The organism is Serratia proteamaculans, assembly GCF_949794035.1.
In the GTDB taxonomy this organism is placed as follows: Bacteria; Pseudomonadota; Gammaproteobacteria; order Enterobacterales; family Enterobacteriaceae; genus Serratia; species Serratia proteamaculans.
Window position 1 is genome coordinate 4,416,404 of the sequence record NZ_OX461105.1, and the last position, 15,570, is coordinate 4,431,973.

The 15,570-nt window shown below is 56.6% G+C and carries 13 protein-coding genes and 1 other RNA gene; 4 read left to right on the forward strand and 10 right to left on the reverse strand.

From position 1 onward, the window contains the following. Nucleotides 1-195: 195 nt before the first annotated feature. The 7 genes from gcvP to QOT07_RS20590 all read right to left on the reverse strand — a co-directional run bounded on the left by gcvP (nucleotide 196) and on the right by QOT07_RS20590 (nucleotide 9,664). The gene (gcvP, locus tag QOT07_RS20560) at nucleotides 196-3,075 is read right to left on the reverse strand and encodes an aminomethyl-transferring glycine dehydrogenase (protein WP_283603831.1); all 2,880 of its coding nucleotides are present in this window, start codon (nucleotides 3,073-3,075) and stop codon (nucleotides 196-198) included. Between the two features lie 92 nt (nucleotides 3,076-3,167). Next, complete coding sequence (gene gcvH, locus QOT07_RS20565; protein ID WP_283603832.1) at nucleotides 3,168-3,554, reverse strand: glycine cleavage system protein GcvH; 387 nt, start codon at nucleotides 3,552-3,554, stop codon at nucleotides 3,168-3,170. Between the two features lie 45 nt (nucleotides 3,555-3,599). After that, nucleotides 3,600-4,697 carry a glycine cleavage system aminomethyltransferase GcvT gene (gcvT, locus tag QOT07_RS20570; protein ID WP_099065327.1) on the reverse strand — a complete coding sequence of 366 codons (1,098 nt, stop codon included), beginning with the start codon at nucleotides 4,695-4,697 and terminating at the stop codon, nucleotides 3,600-3,602. A 545-nt stretch (nucleotides 4,698-5,242) separates the two neighbouring features. Continuing rightward, nucleotides 5,243-6,445, reverse strand: coding sequence for an FAD-dependent 2-octaprenylphenol hydroxylase (gene ubiI, locus QOT07_RS20575; protein ID WP_099065326.1), 1,203 nt, complete (start codon nucleotides 6,443-6,445; stop codon nucleotides 5,243-5,245). Between the two features lie 83 nt (nucleotides 6,446-6,528). After that, on the reverse strand, nucleotides 6,529-7,707 hold the full coding sequence (ubiH, locus tag QOT07_RS20580; RefSeq protein ID WP_099065325.1) for a 2-octaprenyl-6-methoxyphenyl hydroxylase: 1,179 nt from the start codon (nucleotides 7,705-7,707) through the stop codon (nucleotides 6,529-6,531). A gap of 4 nt (nucleotides 7,708-7,711) precedes the next feature. Further along, a complete protein-coding gene (gene pepP / locus QOT07_RS20585; protein ID WP_283603833.1) occupies nucleotides 7,712-9,025 on the reverse strand; it encodes a Xaa-Pro aminopeptidase in 1,314 nt (437 codons plus the stop codon). 60 nt (nucleotides 9,026-9,085) lie between these two features. Beyond that, nucleotides 9,086-9,664, reverse strand: a complete 579-nt coding sequence (locus QOT07_RS20590; protein ID WP_099065323.1) for a YecA/YgfB family protein — start codon at nucleotides 9,662-9,664, stop codon at nucleotides 9,086-9,088. 320 nt (nucleotides 9,665-9,984) lie between these two features. Here QOT07_RS20590 and zapA point away from each other — a divergent pair, with 320 nt between their 5' ends. From zapA to QOT07_RS20605, 3 genes are all read left to right on the forward strand, one after another. After that, nucleotides 9,985-10,314 (forward strand): cell division protein ZapA, encoded by a 330-nt coding sequence (gene zapA / locus QOT07_RS20595; RefSeq protein WP_012146623.1) that lies wholly within the window; start codon nucleotides 9,985-9,987, stop codon nucleotides 10,312-10,314. Between the two features lie 41 nt (nucleotides 10,315-10,355). Continuing rightward, a non-coding RNA gene (gene ssrS, locus QOT07_RS20600) (6S RNA) lies at nucleotides 10,356-10,538 on the forward strand. A gap of 27 nt (nucleotides 10,539-10,565) precedes the next feature. Further along, on the forward strand, nucleotides 10,566-11,174 hold the full coding sequence (locus QOT07_RS20605) for a 5-formyltetrahydrofolate cyclo-ligase (RefSeq protein WP_283603835.1): 609 nt from the start codon (nucleotides 10,566-10,568) through the stop codon (nucleotides 11,172-11,174). A 45-nt stretch (nucleotides 11,175-11,219) separates the two neighbouring features. Here the strand turns inward: QOT07_RS20605 and serA are convergent, their stop codons facing one another. Together serA and rpiA are read right to left on the reverse strand one after the other, a co-directional pair. Beyond that, the gene (gene serA, locus QOT07_RS20610) at nucleotides 11,220-12,458 is read right to left on the reverse strand and encodes a phosphoglycerate dehydrogenase (RefSeq protein WP_099065321.1); all 1,239 of its coding nucleotides are present in this window, start codon (nucleotides 12,456-12,458) and stop codon (nucleotides 11,220-11,222) included. A 302-nt stretch (nucleotides 12,459-12,760) separates the two neighbouring features. Beyond that, nucleotides 12,761-13,417, reverse strand: coding sequence for a ribose-5-phosphate isomerase RpiA (gene rpiA / locus QOT07_RS20615; protein WP_085118743.1), 657 nt, complete (start codon nucleotides 13,415-13,417; stop codon nucleotides 12,761-12,763). Between the two features lie 203 nt (nucleotides 13,418-13,620). Here rpiA and QOT07_RS20620 point away from each other — a divergent pair, with 203 nt between their 5' ends. Beyond that, nucleotides 13,621-14,514 (forward strand): LysR family transcriptional regulator ArgP, encoded by an 894-nt coding sequence (locus tag QOT07_RS20620; protein ID WP_037418226.1) that lies wholly within the window; start codon nucleotides 13,621-13,623, stop codon nucleotides 14,512-14,514. Nucleotides 14,515-14,754: 240 nt separating this feature from the next. Here QOT07_RS20620 and QOT07_RS20625 read toward each other — a convergent pair whose 3' ends face one another. Further along, entirely contained in the window at nucleotides 14,755-15,486 is a 732-nt protein-coding gene (locus tag QOT07_RS20625; RefSeq protein ID WP_283603836.1) for an oxidative stress defense protein, read from the reverse strand. Nucleotides 15,487-15,570 lie beyond the last annotated feature (84 nt).

A 15,570-nucleotide genomic window follows, 5' to 3' on the forward strand; every position in this document is an offset into this window, starting at 1 on the left:
TAACCACGCGTGTTTAAACGGAATGTAAACCGGACAGTGTCTTAAATCAGGTTGGAAGCAAACTGCGGGGGATCGCACAAAAAAGAAGATAATTAGCAATTAATCAAATATATAAGCAAGAAAACCATGTGCATGATGGACAAAAAAAAGCAGCGCAAAATGCGCTGCCTGTTTATCAACTCCCCGCCGAAGGGTTTATTCGTATTCGCTCATCGGTACGCAAGAACAGAACAGGTTACGGTCGCCGTACACGTCATCCAGACGTTTCACGCTCGGCCAGTATTTGTTCTCACGCACACCAGCGATTGGGAACACCGCCAGCTCACGGCTATAGGCGTGCTGCCAGTCACTGACCAGTTCGGCCTGAATGTGCGGCGCGTTGACTAATGGGTTGTCTTCCAGCGGCCATTCACCTTTCGCCACCCGATCAATCTCGCCGCGGATAGCCAGCATCGCGTCGATAAAGCGATCCAGCTCTGCTTTGCTTTCAGATTCGGTAGGTTCAACCATCAGCGTACCCGCTACCGGGAACGACATGGTCGGCGCATGGAAACCGTAGTCAATCAGACGTTTAGCGATATCCATTTCGCTGATGCCGGTCTCTTCTTTCAACGGACGAATGTCGAGAATGCATTCATGCGCCACGCGGTGATCGCGGCCGGTATACAGCACCGGGTAAGCGTCTTTCAGACGGGTCGCAATGTAGTTGGCGTTCAGGATCGCCACCTGGCTCGCCTGCTTCAACCCTTCTGCGCCCATCATGCGGATATACATCCAGCTGATTGGCAAAATTGAGGCGCTACCAAAGGGTGCAGCAGAAACTGCGCCCTGCTGGGTGGTCACACCGTCGATCTGCACCACGCTGTGGCCCGGAACGAAAGGTGCCAAATGCGCTTTGACGCCGATTGGCCCCATGCCTGGACCGCCACCGCCGTGTGGGATACAGAAGGTTTTATGCAGGTTAAGGTGTGAGACGTCTGCACCAATGTAACCTGGGGTGGTGATGCCCACCTGAGCATTCATGTTGGCGCCGTCGAGGTACACCTGGCCGCCGAACTGATGAACGATCTGGCACACTTCACGGATAGTTTCTTCGTACACGCCATGGGTCGACGGGTAAGTCACCATGATACAAGACAGCTCTTCACCCGCTTGCTCGGCCTTGACGCGCAGGTCGTGCAGATCGATGTTGCCATTCTTGTCGCAGGCCACCACTACCACGCTCATGCCCGCCATTTGGGCAGAGGCCGGGTTGGTACCGTGTGCGGAGCTTGGGATCAGGCAGATGTGACGGCCCGCTTCGTTACGGCTTTCATGGTAATGACGGATCGCCAACAGCCCGGCGTATTCACCCTGCGCGCCGGAGTTCGGCTGCATGCAAACCGCGTCGTAGCCGGTCAATTGCACCAGCCACTGTGACAGCTGACCGATCATCTGCTGATAGCCTGCCGCCTGTTCTGGCGGGCAGAACGGGTGCAGCTCAGAGAACTCAGGCCAGGTAATCGGGATCATTTCCGCCGCGGCATTCAGCTTCATGGTGCAAGAACCGAGCGGGATCATCGCCTGGTTGAGCGCCAGATCCTTGCGTTCCAGACGGTGCATATAACGCATCATCTCGGTTTCGCTGTGGTAGCTGTTGAATACCGGGTGAGTCAGGATCGGATCCTGGCGCACCATGCCCGCCGGGATCGATTGGCTATTTTTGCTCACCGCCGCGTCCAGCGCGTCGATGTCCAAACCGTGCTCGTCACCCGCCAGCAAGGCGAACAGCGTTTGCACGTCTTCACGTGAGGTCGCCTCGTCCAGCGTGATGCCCACCGCACCGTGAATATCGGTACGCAGGTTGATGCCGAAGCTCAAGGCGCGTTCCAGCACCGCGGCCTTGTCTTTCACTTCCACCGTCAGGGTATCGAACCAGGTTTTGTGACGCAGTTGCAGCCCGGCCTGTTGCAAACCGGCGGCCAAAATGTCGGTCAGGCGATGGATACGCCCGGCAATACGTTGCAGGCCTTGTGGGCCATGGTACACCGCATACAGGCTGGCGATGTTGGCCAGCAGTACCTGCGAGGTACAGATATTCGAGTTGGCTTTTTCGCGACGGATATGTTGCTCACGGGTTTGCATCGCCATGCGCAGTGCAGTGTTACCGGCAGCATCGCGAGAAACACCAATGATGCGACCTGGCATCGAACGTTTGAATTCGTCACGGCAGGCGAAGAAGGCCGCGTGTGGGCCACCGTAACCCATCGGCACGCCAAAGCGCTGTGCGGAGCCGAACACCACGTCGGCGCCCTGTTTGCCCGGTGCGGTCAACAGCACCAGTGCCATAATGTCGGCAGCCACGCTGGTACCGATTTTGCGGGTTTTCAGCTCGGCCAGCAGTTTGCTGTAGTCGTGCAGTTCACCGGTGGTACCGACCTGTTGCAGCAGCACGCCAAACACGCCCTGCAGCTCCAGCACTTTCTCGGCTTTATCGACGATCACTTCAAAACCGAAGGTGGCGGCACGGGTACGTACCACGTCCAGCGTTTGAGGATGCACGTCGTCAGCCACGAAGAAACGGTTAGCGTCTTTCAGCTTGCTGGCGCGTTTGGCCAGCGCCATCGCTTCGGCGGCCGCGGTCGCCTCGTCCAGCAATGAAGCCGATGCCAGATCCAGACCGGTCAGATCGAGCGTCACGGTCTGGAAGTTCAACAGCGCCTCAAGGCGGCCCTGCGACACTTCCGGCTGATAAGGGGTATAAGCGGTGTACCAGCCCGGATTTTCCAGCATGTTGCGCAGGATCACCGGCGGTGTCAGCACCGCGCTGTAGCCCATACCGATATAGGATTTGTAGCGCTGATTCTGCGAGGCAATCGCCTTCAGTTCGGCCAGCGCCTGATGTTCAGTAGCCGCATCGCCCACCGGCGGCGGCGCAGGCAGTTGAATGTCTGCCGGCACAATCTGTTGGATCAGCGCGTTGAGCGAGCGTGCGCCCACCGCTTCCAGCAACTGCTGCTGTTGTTCTGCAGAAGAGCCGATATGGCGTTCGATGAACGCACCGCTGTGTTCAAGTTGGCTGAGTGTCTGAGTCATTGCTACAAATTCCTGAATGCTTACGGGGTACGGGATATAGCCTGATCTATAACTAAAACGCCCCGGCCAATGGGCCTGGGGCGTTACAACAGTTACTCGTCGATAGAAGCCTGATACGCACCGGCATCCAGCAGGTTGCCGAGTTCGGCACTGTCAGAAGCCTTGATGCGGAACAGCCAGCCTTCGCCGTACGGGTCAATGTTAACCAGCTCCGGAGAGCTTTCCAGCGCATCGTTGGCAGCGATGATTTCACCGCTGATAGGTGCATAGATATCGGAAGCGGCTTTCACCGATTCCGCTACTGCGCAGTCTTCGCCAGCGTTAACCGCGGTGCCCACGTCAGGCAGGTCGACAAACACCATGTCGCCCAGCAGTTCCTGCGCGTGTTCGGTAATGCCTACCACGTATTCGCCGTTGCCTGCGTCACGCACCCACTCATGGGATGTTGCGTATTTCAATTCTGTTGGCACATTGCTCATCGCCAGCTACTCCTTCGAAGAAATAAAGAATCAATAAACAAAAAATTAATTAGTCAGTGGCTTACCGGCACGCACGAATCCAGGTTTGGTGACCTTGACCGGCATTTCACGGTTGCGGATCTGAACGATGGCCTGCTCGCCGATACCGGCGGGTACGCGGGCCAGGGCGATGCTGAAGCCCAGGGTCGGTGAGAATGAACCGCTGGTGATCACCCCTTCATGCGTCTGACCTGCTTCATCGGTGAAACGCACCGGCAGCTCATTACGTAATACGCCTTTTTCCGTCATGATCAAGCCGACCAGTTGTTCGGTGCCCACTTCGCGCTGTTTTTCCAACGCTTCACGGCCGATAAACTGACGGTCTTCCGGCAGCCAGGCAATGGTCCAGCCCATGTTGGCAGCCAGCGGCGAAATCCCTTCATCCATCTCTTGCCCGTACAGGTTCATACCCGCTTCCAGGCGCAGGGTGTCACGTGCACCCAGGCCAGCCGGCTTCACGCCCGCCGCCAGCAGTTTCTGCCAGAAATCGACCACCTGCTCTTTCGGCAGGGCAATTTCATAACCCGCTTCGCCGGTATAACCGGTAGTGGCAATAAACAGATCCCCGGTCTGTACGCCGAAGAACGGCTTCATGCCTTCAACCGCGCTTTTTTGTTCCGGGGTAAATAAGGTGGCGGCGCGCTCTTTGGCCTGTGGGCCCTGCACCGCAACCAGCGCCAGATCGTCACGCACCGTCAGCGCTACGCCGTACGGAGCTGCGTGTTCTTCGATCCAGGCCAGGTCTTTGTCGCGGGTGGCGGAGTTCACCACCAGGCGGAAATAGTCTTCAGTAAGGAAGTAAACGATCAGGTCGTCGATCACACCGCCAGACGCATTCAGCATGCCGGTGTACAAGGCTTTGCCAGGTTGAGTGAGCTTGGCGACGTCATTCGCCAGCAGGTAACGCAGGAACTCGCGGGTGCGGGCACCGCGCAGATCCACAATGGTCATATGGGAGACGTCGAACATACCGGCATCCTGACGCACGGCGTGGTGCTCATCGATCTGGGAGCCGTAATGCAGGGGCATCATCCAGCCATGAAAATCTACCATGCGCGCACCGCACGCCACGTGCTGGTCGTACAGTGGGGTTTGCTTTGCCATCTTTTCCCTCATTTCACTCAGAAGCTGAAGATAGGGTGCTGCTACGCAATACATCAGATAATGGCTCGCGGCCGGATTGCGTGGCGCACTGACTGCCCAACAGAAACGCTGCGCCGAACGTGCAAAAACTGCGGCTAACCGCCGCGACGCAAACGATACCTTTGTCCTGACGTTATCACCGAACGACCCCATTAACCATAAGTTAAAATAGGCTTGGCGTCGCTCAGGGCCAGTAAAATGCCGGGCTAGTGTGCAGAGTTTTTGACTGGAAAAATGCGCTTTAAGGCACAAAACCAACAATTAAAGCACCAAAAATCCGAAGTTATATAACAAACCCAAGGCCGGATACGGAATTTCGACTTTTGATAACCGAACATGGAATTAGAAAAACTAATGGCAAAACCGGCCTGGAATTAGATTATTTCAAATGAAGGGTTATATAAGAAAAAGCTATGGGTATAAGGCGCAGGGCTGCGCCTTTGAGAATCGATGATATCGAGGGGAAAATGAGGCAGAGAGGCCTAACGACCTCTCTCAGGCTGCCGTCAGGCCAGCCATTCCGGCAGGTCATTCAGGCCCATCGCCTGACGCACCAGCTTGGGCTTCACGCCCGGCAAGCTGTCGGCCAGGCGCAGCCCGACATCACGCAACAGTTTCTTCGCCGGGTGGTTACCATCAAACAGTTCGCGGAACCCTTGCATGCTGGCCAGCATCACCGCAGCACCGTGTTTGCGACGGCGTTCGTAGCGGCGCAGATACAGGTGTTGGCCAATATCCTTGCCCTGCCGTTGCAGACGGCGCAGTTCAGCGATCAGCTCTGCCACATCCATAAAGCCCAGATTCACCCCCTGCCCGGCCAGCGGATGCACGGTATGCGCAGCATCGCCCACCAGCGCCAGACGGTGCGCGGCAAAGTTGCGGGCATAACGCCCGGTCAGTGGGAAGGTCTGACGTTCACTTTCCAGGGTGCAGGCACCGAGGCGCAGGTCAAAAGCCATCGCCAGCTCACGGTTAAACTGCTCCGGCTCCAGTTGCTTCAGGCGTTCAGCCTCTTCCGGTGCCACCGACCAGACGATCGAGCTTAAATGCGGATCGCTGAACGGCAGAAACGCCAGAATGCCATCGCCGTGGAACACCTGCCGCGCCGTCGCCAAATGCGGCTCTTCGGTGCGGATCGTGGCCACCAGCGCATGGTGGCGGTAATCCCAGAAGGTCAGCGGGATATCAGCATGCTGACGCAGCCAGGAATGGGCACCATCGGCCCCAATCACCAGTCGGGCGGTCAGCATGCGGCCGTCTTCCAGAGTGATGAAAGCGTCGTTCTCGCCCCAGGCCACCTGCTTGAGCGCCGCAGGCGTCATCAGCGTGACGTCGCTCAGGCTTTCCGCCCGCTTCCACAACGCCTGCTGGATCACCGAGTTTTCGATGATATGGCCAAGATGATTAAAACCGCATTCGTCACCACGAAAGGCTATTTTGCCGAAGCTGTCGCGATCCCAGACTTCCATGGCGTTATAGGCGCTGGCGCGCAGGGAGAGGATCTCGTCCCACACGCCAATGTGCTGCAGCAGGCGCTCGCTGGCGGCATTGATGGCGGAAACGCGCAGTTCCGGCTGTGGTTGCGGCGGCGTCATATCCGGTTGCTGCTGTTCCAACACTGCAACGCGCAGACCGCTGCCCTGCAAACCACAGGCCAATGCCAACCCCACCATACCGCCGCCGGCGATAACCACGTCAAATGATTGCATGCTGCTTAATTTCCTTAAATGACTCGCTGTGCCATTGCCCAGCGCTTTGGGCACAGCATGCTGCGCCTGTGCTTATACACCGCTTAGCGATCCACCCAGCCCAAAGTACGTTTGGCAAAGGCGTCCCGCACCGACGGTAACTGGGCCATCGCCATCAGACCCAGATTACGACCGACCACCAGGGGGTCGTAGCGATTGGCAAACAGCCGGATCAGGCCGTCTGTCACACCAATGGTAGCCTGCTGATCTTGCTGTCGCCGTTGTTGATAACGCCCCAACAGCGCATAGCCACCGGGATCTTCTCCGGCCTGCTGCGCCTCGGCCAGCGTTTCCGCCAGCGACATCACGTCACGCAGGCCAAGATTGAACCCCTGCCCGGCGATCGGATGCAGCGTCTGTGCGGCATTGCCCACCAGTGCCAGCCGGTGGCTGACATGCTGATTGGCGGTCAGCAGGCTGAGCGGGTAGCTGTGGCGTTTGCCGGCGCGAAGAATACGCCCCAGACGCCAGCCAAACGCCTGCTGCAATTCACTGATAAAACGCTCATCGTCCCATCCGTCGACCTGCTCGCGATCTTCACGCGCATGGCACCACACCAGTGAGCTGCGCCCCTGAGACATCGGCAGTAAAGCCAAGGGCCCGTGACGGGTGAAGCGTTCAAAAGCGCGCCCCTGTGGATGCTCTGCAGTGGTGACGTTGGCAATGGTAGCAAACTGCGGATAGTCACTTTGCTGCCACTGCAGATTACAGGCCTGTGCCAGCGCCGAACGTGAGCCGTCCGCCGCCACCAGCAGTTGCCCGCTGATACGCTGACCGTTATCCAGCAGTACTTCGGCCTGCTCTGCTGTACGCACCACATCGACCACCCGGGCCGGACAGTGCAACGTCACACCCGGTGCCTTGGCCAGCAGCGCAAACAACCGTTGACCGGCATCGTGCAGCTCAATCACCTGCCCCAACGCATCGACCTGGTAATCCTGCGCGTGCAAATTAACAAACCCGGCATGACCGCGATCGCTAACGTGCACCTGGGTAATGGCCGTCGCACAGTCGCGCAGCGCCGGCCAAACGCCAATGCGCGTCAACTGCTGACAGGTGCCCTGCGCCAAGGCAATGGCGCGGGCGTCAAATCCCGGATGGCTGCGGTCGTCCGGTCGGGTCGCTTCGACCAGGTCAACCGCCAATCTTCCCTGAGTCAGCGAGGAAATGGCCAGCGCCAAAGTCGCCCCCGCCATACCGCCACCAACGATGATTACACTCATGCTGTTACCTTGCCGCCGCCATCAGTGCTTCGATGGCATCTGCGTCTTTCACTACGCTGGCCGTCAGATTCTCAATGCCGGTGGCGGTGATCAGGATGTCGTCTTCAATACGAATGCCCATGCCACGATATTCTTCCGGCACATCAGCATTCGGCGCAATGTACAGCCCCGGTTCGACGGTCAGCACCATGCCCGGTTCCAACGTACGGTCGCGATCTGGCGTACCGTAATGGCCGACATCATGCACATCCAGCCCCAGCCAGTGACCCAGGCCATGCATGTAGAACGGACGATGTGCCTGTTCGGCAATCAGCTGCTCGACTTCGCCTTTCAGGATCCCCAATTCCACCATCCCGGTAATCATGATGCGTACGACTTCATCGTTGACCACGCGGATGCTGATGCCCGGTTTGAACATCTCCAGCGCCCGTTGCAACGACGCCAACACGATGTCATACACTGCGCGCTGCGGTCGGCTGAATTTGCCGTTGACCGGGAAGGTGCGGGTGATGTCGCCAGCATAGCCTTTGTACTCGCAACCGGCGTCGATCAGCACCAAATCGCCATCGCGCAATTCACTTTCGTTCTCGGTGTAGTGCAGGATACAGGCGTTGTCACCGCCACCGACAATGGTGTTGTAAGACGGGTAGCGGGCACCGAAGCGGGTAAACTCATGATGAATTTCCGCCTCGAGCTGATATTCGAACATGCCGGGACGGCATTTCTGCATTGCACGGGTATGGGCCAGCGCGCTGATCTCACCGGCGCGACGCATAATCACCATCTCTTCCGATGACTTGAACAGGCGCATTTCGTGCAGCCACGGACGCCAGTCGGTCAGGGTTGCCGGTGCCTGCAGGTTCTGGCGGAAACCCTTGCGCAGCTTGTCCAGCGCAGCAAACAGGATTTGATCGGCATAGTCGTATTGGCCCTGCGCGTGGTAGATCACGTCCAGGCCATTGAGCAACAGGGGTAATTGGTCGTTGATTTCATCGAACGGCAGCGCGCGGTCCACACCCAGCTTCGCCGGGGCAGCCTCTTGGCCCAGACGGCGGCCAAACCAGGTTTCCGCCGTCAGATCGCGCACCCGGTTGAACAGCACGCTGTGGTTATGCATCTCGTCACTCTTCACCAGAATCAATACCGCGCCCGGCTCGTTGAAGCCGGTCAGGTACCAGAAATCGCTGTTCTGACGGTAAGGATATTCGGTATCTGCACTGCGCGTTGCTTCCGGCGCAGAGAAAATAATCGCCGCGCTGGCCGGAGCCATTTTCGCCAACAGCGCCTGACGGCGGTTGTTGAATTCCTGCTGAGTCATCACCTTCTCCTGAAATCAATCTGCCTGTGCTCACGGCCTCAAGGTCGTGAAATAGGATGTTTAGTGCAAGGTCGGTTTGGCATTTTCCGGCGCCGTCGGCTTGCGGCGAGTAAATTCGGTGTGGCACAAAATGGCCGCCATCCGCACATACTCCACCACTTCCTCCAGAGAGTGCTCAAGCTCTTCCTGGTCTTCATCTTCTTCATAACCGAGTTGGGCGATGTTACGCAGATCGTCGATCGCCTCACCCAGCTCGTCTTTCACCTGGGCCAGTTTCGGCTGCATCATGCCAAGGCCGAGCAGGAAATGGTTCACCCAGCCGCTCAACGCGTCGGCGCGATCAAACACGCTGACCGTTTCGCCTTCCGGCATCATCAGTTGGAACATGAAATCGTCGTCTTCCAGCGTTTCACGCGTAATTTCATGAAGTTGCTGAAGCGGCAAGCTTAGCGCCTGCGGGAAGGCCACGCCTTCATTAGTCAGATCATAGACCAGTGATTGCCAGCCGGCGTCACGGCTGCCACCGCACAACAGGCCACTGATCAGGCCGTGCATTTCTGCTGCGGTCAACGCCACCGCTTGCTGGTTAAGGGCAAGGGTCAAAGATTGGTAACTTGGAAATGTATTCTGTATAGACATGCGCATTCGTCATCGTTGGCAGGATAAGTTCGTGTTATGCTACCACCAAGGTCCGTCGCTGTGCCAGATAAGCACGACACCTCAGTGGCTAGTTATAATCGTGATGCGTCAGAATTCACACAGTACCGGAAGGGAACAAAATGAAGCTAAATACGCATTTTGAAACCCTTTTTTGACTGGTAATGTCTGTCGCGGTAGATTACAACCAGGTACTGAAAAAGGGGTTGTATCTTGGTACCGAGGTATATATAGTGGCGCCCGCTTTGGTGGCCCGGTAAGGGTAGACTGGGGCTGGCGCGAAATTTAGGCAGGAAGGTGGCATGTCTGCACAACCGGTAGATATTCAAATTTTTGGTCGCTCTTTAAGAGTCAATTGCCCGCCAGAACAACAAGATGCGTTGAACATGGCAGCGGTCGATCTTAACGAACGGTTGCAAGATCTTAAAGTTCGCACTAGAGTCACAAATACTGAGCAGCTCGTTTTCATCGCAGCATTGAATGTTTGTCACGAACTTGCTCAAGAACGGTTGAAAACCCGTGATTATGCGTCCAATATGGAACAACGCATTCGCATGCTACAACAGACCATTGAACAGGCTTTGCTTGAACAGGGTCGCATCTCTGAACGTCAGGATGCACAATTCGAATAACTTAAGTTGCTGAAATCCTGGATTTTGGCAATGAGTAAAAAATTTCTCTGAGATGTTCGCCAGCGGGCCAGTCCCCTGAGCCGATAATTAGTACCAACAGAATGTGATGATCCGCGATCGGTGTGCATGCTCGGCCCGCCGAGAAGCCTTAAGATTGCGACAGCACGTTCACCTTGAACCATGGGTTCAAGGGTTACAGCCTGCGACGGCATCTCGGAGATTCCCCTTCCTCAGCGGTAAGTGTGCTGACTATGTCTTTTCAAGCCCAGTATGCCCAACAGCGGCAAAACATCCGAAACCAAATCCGTCAACTTCGACGCGCCCTAACACCCGAACAACAAAATAATTTCGCCCTGCAGACGGCTGAACGCATCGCTGCACATTCGCGCATCCAGGCGGCACAAAGCATTGCGGTGTTTTTGTCGTTCGATGGCGAGCTCGATACCCGTCCGCTGATTGAACGGTTATGGCAGCAAGGCAAACAGGTTTATCTGCCGGTGTTGCACCCGTTTAGCCCCGGCAATCTGCTGTTCCTGCGCTATACCCCGGAAACGCCTCTGGTTAACAACCGCTTCAATATCCTTGAGCCACAGCTCGATGTGCGCAACGTCTTGCCGATCGGCTCACTCGACGTGGTGCTGACGCCACTGGTGGCGTTTGACAGTACGGGCCAGCGTTTGGGGATGGGTGGCGGTTTTTACGATCGCACTCTGCAAAACTGGCATCATCTCGGCCCCTACCCGATCGGGTTGGCACATGACTGCCAGCAGGTGGAACAGCTGCCGGTGGAACATTGGGATATCCCGCTGCCGGAGATCGTTACCCCATCGCAGAATTGGGTATGGCGGATAGCCGAATAGCAAAAGGCCGGATAAATCCGGCCTTGGTTGTTACAACGCGTTCAATCAGAGCAGCAAGCGAGCACGGATAGTGCCGGCAATCGCCTTCATACGTTGCAGTGCCGCGTCGGCACGTTCAGTTTCAGCTTCGATGTCGATCACCACGTAGCCGATTTCCGGACCGGTTTGCAGGTACTGCGCGGCGATGTTCACCCCTTCTTCAGCGAAGATCTGGTTAATCTGCGTCAGTACGCCAGGACGGTTTTCATGGATGTGCAGCAGACGGCTGGCATTAGGGCCATGCGCTGGCAATGACACTTCCGGGAAGTTAACCGCCGACAGGGTCGAACCGTTGTCGGAGTATTTCGCCAGCTTACCGGCCACTTCGTCACCGATGTTCTCCTGCGCTTCCTGAGTCGAACCGCCAATGTGTGGGGTCAGGATCACGTTGTCGAACTCGCACAACGGTGAGTTGAACGGCTCACTGTTGGTCGCAGGTTCTTCCGGGAAGACGTCGATCGCCGCACCGGCCAAATGCTTGCTGGCCAATACTTTGCACAGTTCAGGAATATCCACCACGGTACCGCGCGAGGCGTTGATCAGAATTGAGCCCGGCTTCATCAACGCCAGCTCTTCTGCACCCATCATATTCTTGGTCGACAGGGTTTCCGGCACGTGCAGCGTCACTACGTCGCTCATGTTGAGCAAATCGGACAGGTGGCGTACCTGTTGGGCATTGCCCAACGGCAGCTTGTTCTCGATATCGTAGAAGAACACTTTCATGCCCAGGCCTTCGGCCAGGATACCCAACTGGGTGCCGATATGGCCGTAGCCGATAATCCCCAGCTTCTTACCGCGCGCCTCAAACGAGCCCACGGCCAGTTTCTGCCATTCACCGCGGTGTGCCTTGGCGTTGGCGGACGGAATGCCGCGCAACATCAGCAGCAACTCGCCCAGCACCATTTCGGCCACGGATCGGGTATTAGAGAAAGGTGCGTTAAACACCGGAACGCCGCGCTTGGTCGCCGCCTTCAGATCAACCTGGTTAGTACCGATACAGAAACACCCTACCGCCACCAGCTTTTCTGCAGCGGCGAAAACTTCTTCGGACAGATGCGTACGCGATCGGATGCCGACGAAGTGAGCATCGCGGATCGATGCCTTAAGCGATTCGGTGTCTAACGCACCTTTGTGATATTCAATGTTGGTATATCCGGCTGCCAGCAGATTATCTACCGTGCTCTGATGAACCCCTTCCACCAACAGGAATTTAATCCTGTCTTTCTCCAATGATACTTTTGCCATTTACCCGACCCTATGTTCAGACTTCAGAAGCGGCTGTTGTGAAACAGCACGCATCCAACATAACAAAAATAACGCAGGCGGCAATACAAACGATTGCCCGCCCGTCAGGACAAGGCTCAGCGTTGTTGCTGGTTTCTGGCAGAAAATGCCATAGGGAAAGAAATAGGCAGAAGCTTCGTGGAGCTATCGCTCGTAATGTGACATATGTCACCAAATTTAGCGCTTTTAATAAAAGATATTTTAACCAGTGAATTATGCGGCCCGGTGGGATCCAAGACCGCATACCTGTAGAGGGTTCTACATTATCCGATGACCTTCACGCCATCAGGCGTGCCGACCAGCGCCACGTCGGCGCCACGGTTGGCAAACAGCCCCACGGTCACTACACCGGCGATGCCATTGATTTTATTTTCCAGCGCAATGGCATCGAGAATGCTGAGATTATGCACATCCAGGATCACGTTGCCGTTATCGGTCAGGACATTCTGACGATACTCCGGCAGTCCGCCCAGCTTCACCAGCTCACGCGCCACGTAGGAGCGCGCCATTGGGATCACTTCTACCGGCAGCGGGAATTTACCCAGCACGTCGACCTGCTTGGTGGAGTCGACAATACAGATAAACTTGCGCGCGATGGCGGCAATGATTTTTTCACGCGTCAGCGCAGCGCCGCCGCCTTTGATCATCTGCATCTGGCGGTTGATTTCATCCGCGCCGTCGACATAAATATCCAGCGAATCCACTTCGTTGCTGTCGAACACGTGGATACCGAGGCTTTTCAGCTTGGCAGTGGAGGCGTCGGAGCTGGACACCGCCCCTTCGATCTGGTGTTTGATCGAGCCGAGCGCGTCAATAAAGTGGGCGGCGGTCGAGCCGGTACCCACCCCGACGATGGTGCCCGGGGTCACGTAATCCAGCGCTGCCCAGCCAACCGCTTTTTTCAGTTCATCCTGCGTCATAATATGTCCATTGCCTCTGTACGAAAACGTGTGCGTATTATAGGGTAAATCGCTATTTTTCACTTAGGCAGGATCACACTTCTTCACCCTGAGCCGCATTTTTAGGCGCGCCGCGGCAAGATGGCCCGGTGATTTTCCACCTGTAAAACACCAGAGATGTGGCATAGTGCCAGTATCAATTTACTTTAAGGGATATCTTTCCGATGAAACGCCCAGACTATCGAACGCTACAAGCGCTGGACGCGGTGATCCGTGAGCGTGGCTTTGAGCGCGCCGCGCAAAAACTTTGCATCACACAATCGGCAGTATCCCAGCGCATCAAGCAGTTGGAAAACCTGTTTGGCCAACCGCTGCTGGTACGTACCGTGCCGCCACGTCCGACCGAACAGGGCCAGAAGCTGCTGGCGCTGCTGCACCAGGTGGAATTGCTGGAAGAAGAGTGGCTGGGCAACGACACCGGCATTGATACGCCGCTGCTGCTGTCGCTGGCGGTTAACGCCGACAGCCTGGCAACCTGGCTGCTGCCGGCGCTGAAGCCGGTGCTGACCGATTCTCCGATCCGTCTGAACCTGCAGGTAGAAGACGAGACCCGGACTCAGGAACGCCTGCGCCGCGGTGAAGTGGTGGGTGCGGTGAGTATCCAGCCGCAGCCGCTGCCAAGCTGTCTGGTGGACCAACTGGGCGCGCTGGATTATCTGTTTGTCGCCTCGAAAGGTTTTGCCGAGCGCTACTTCCCGAACGGGGTTACGCGCTCCGCGCTGCTGAAAGCGCCGGCGGTGGCATTCGACCATCTCGACGACATGCACCAGGCTTTCCTGCAGCAGAACTTTGATCTGTCGCCGGGTAGCGTGCCCTGCCATATCGTCAACTCATCGGAAGCCTTCGTGCAGTTGGCGCGTCAGGGCACCACCTGCTGTATGATCCCGCATCTGCAGATTGAGAAAGAGTTGGACTCGGGCGAACTGATCGATCTGACGCCAGGCCTGTTCCAGCGCCGCATGCTGTTCTGGCACCGCTTCGCGCCAGAGAGCCGCATGATGCGTAAAGTGACCGATGCCCTGCTCGAGCATGGTCGCCAGGTTCTGCGCCAGGATTAAATAGAAAAGGTTGCTGTTCAGGTTGTTTTTAAGCCCGAGATACCCGGGCCTAGCGCACCGAGGGTGCGCTCTCCCTAATAACGGGCTTTATCAGTAGTCTGAAAGACCCATCTTATACCCTAAATAATTGGAGTTGCATCAAGGCGGCCAAGGCAGGAGTCCCCAGGAGCTTACTCAAGTAAGTAACTGGGGTGACTGCCTGCAGCCAACACAGATGCAGCTTCAAGTATGACGGGTATATTATTGCGCCGCGTTGCGCTGCAACTCAAATACCACATCCACCTGATCGTCAAAGTGAATGCTTTGCTGTTCGTAGGTTTGCGCCGCGTCGCTTTCCGCCGCTGCACCCGCCGATTTATACATGCGTGCTACCGGCATCGGCTGGTAGTTGGCAACGTGATAACGAATGCTGTAAACCGGCCCCAGCTTGGCGTTAAAGCCTTTCGCCAATGAAGCCGCCTGCTGAGTGGCGTTCTCGATGGCTTTCTGACGCGCCTGCTCACGGTAAACGTCCGGTTTCGCCACGCCCAGCTCAACGGCGCGGATCTCATTCAGGCCGGATTTCAACGCGCCGTCCAGCAGCTCGTTCAACTTATCCAACTGACGCAGCGTCACCTGCACCTGACGTACCGCACGGTAGCCTTTCAGCACCGACTCACCGGTTTTCAGGTAGTCATATTCCGGCTGGGTGCGCAGGTTGGCGGCGCTGATGTCTTTCCTCTCAATGTTATTTTTCTGCAGGAAATCAAAATATTGCGCTACGCGCTCATCAACCTGCTTTTTCGCCTGTGCGGCGTCTTTGGAAGAGACGCTGACCTCGATCGCCAGGGTGGCGATATCAGGCGTCGCGTCAACGCTGGATGTGCCCGAGGTCACCACGTGTGGCCCTTCCGGCACTTCTGCCGCTTGCAGCGCCAGAGGTAACGTCCCTAATCCAACCATTGCGGCCATAGCCAATGCTTTAAGCTTCACAGTGTCTCCTTGATGACAGGCTGTAACTGATTTACCGGCCTTTCTCTGCTGAGAACAGCCGGTTCCTTGGCATCAAACGTAGCA

What these genes read in the sequence shown, in the direction of transcription:
- gcvP (WP_283603831.1), bottom strand. Translation starts at nt 3,075, where the DNA reads ATGACTCAGACACTCAGCCAACTTGAACACAGCGGTGCGTTCATCGAA.
- gcvH (WP_283603832.1), bottom strand. Translation starts at nt 3,554, where the DNA reads ATGAGCAATGTGCCAACAGAATTGAAATACGCAACATCCCATGAGTGG.
- gcvT (WP_099065327.1), bottom strand. Translation starts at nt 4,697, where the DNA reads ATGGCAAAGCAAACCCCACTGTACGACCAGCACGTGGCGTGCGGTGCG.
- ubiI (WP_099065326.1), bottom strand. Translation starts at nt 6,445, where the DNA reads ATGCAATCATTTGACGTGGTTATCGCCGGCGGCGGTATGGTGGGGTTG.
- ubiH (WP_099065325.1), bottom strand. Translation starts at nt 7,707, where the DNA reads ATGAGTGTAATCATCGTTGGTGGCGGTATGGCGGGGGCGACTTTGGCG.
- pepP (WP_283603833.1), bottom strand. Translation starts at nt 9,025, where the DNA reads ATGACTCAGCAGGAATTCAACAACCGCCGTCAGGCGCTGTTGGCGAAA.
- QOT07_RS20590 (WP_099065323.1), bottom strand. Translation starts at nt 9,664, where the DNA reads ATGTCTATACAGAATACATTTCCAAGTTACCAATCTTTGACCCTTGCC.
- zapA (WP_012146623.1), top strand. Translation starts at nt 9,985, where the DNA reads ATGTCTGCACAACCGGTAGATATTCAAATTTTTGGTCGCTCTTTAAGA.
- QOT07_RS20605 (WP_283603835.1), top strand. Translation starts at nt 10,566, where the DNA reads ATGTCTTTTCAAGCCCAGTATGCCCAACAGCGGCAAAACATCCGAAAC.
- serA (WP_099065321.1), bottom strand. Translation starts at nt 12,458, where the DNA reads ATGGCAAAAGTATCATTGGAGAAAGACAGGATTAAATTCCTGTTGGTG.
- rpiA (WP_085118743.1), bottom strand. Translation starts at nt 13,417, where the DNA reads ATGACGCAGGATGAACTGAAAAAAGCGGTTGGCTGGGCAGCGCTGGAT.
- QOT07_RS20620 (WP_037418226.1), top strand. Translation starts at nt 13,621, where the DNA reads ATGAAACGCCCAGACTATCGAACGCTACAAGCGCTGGACGCGGTGATC.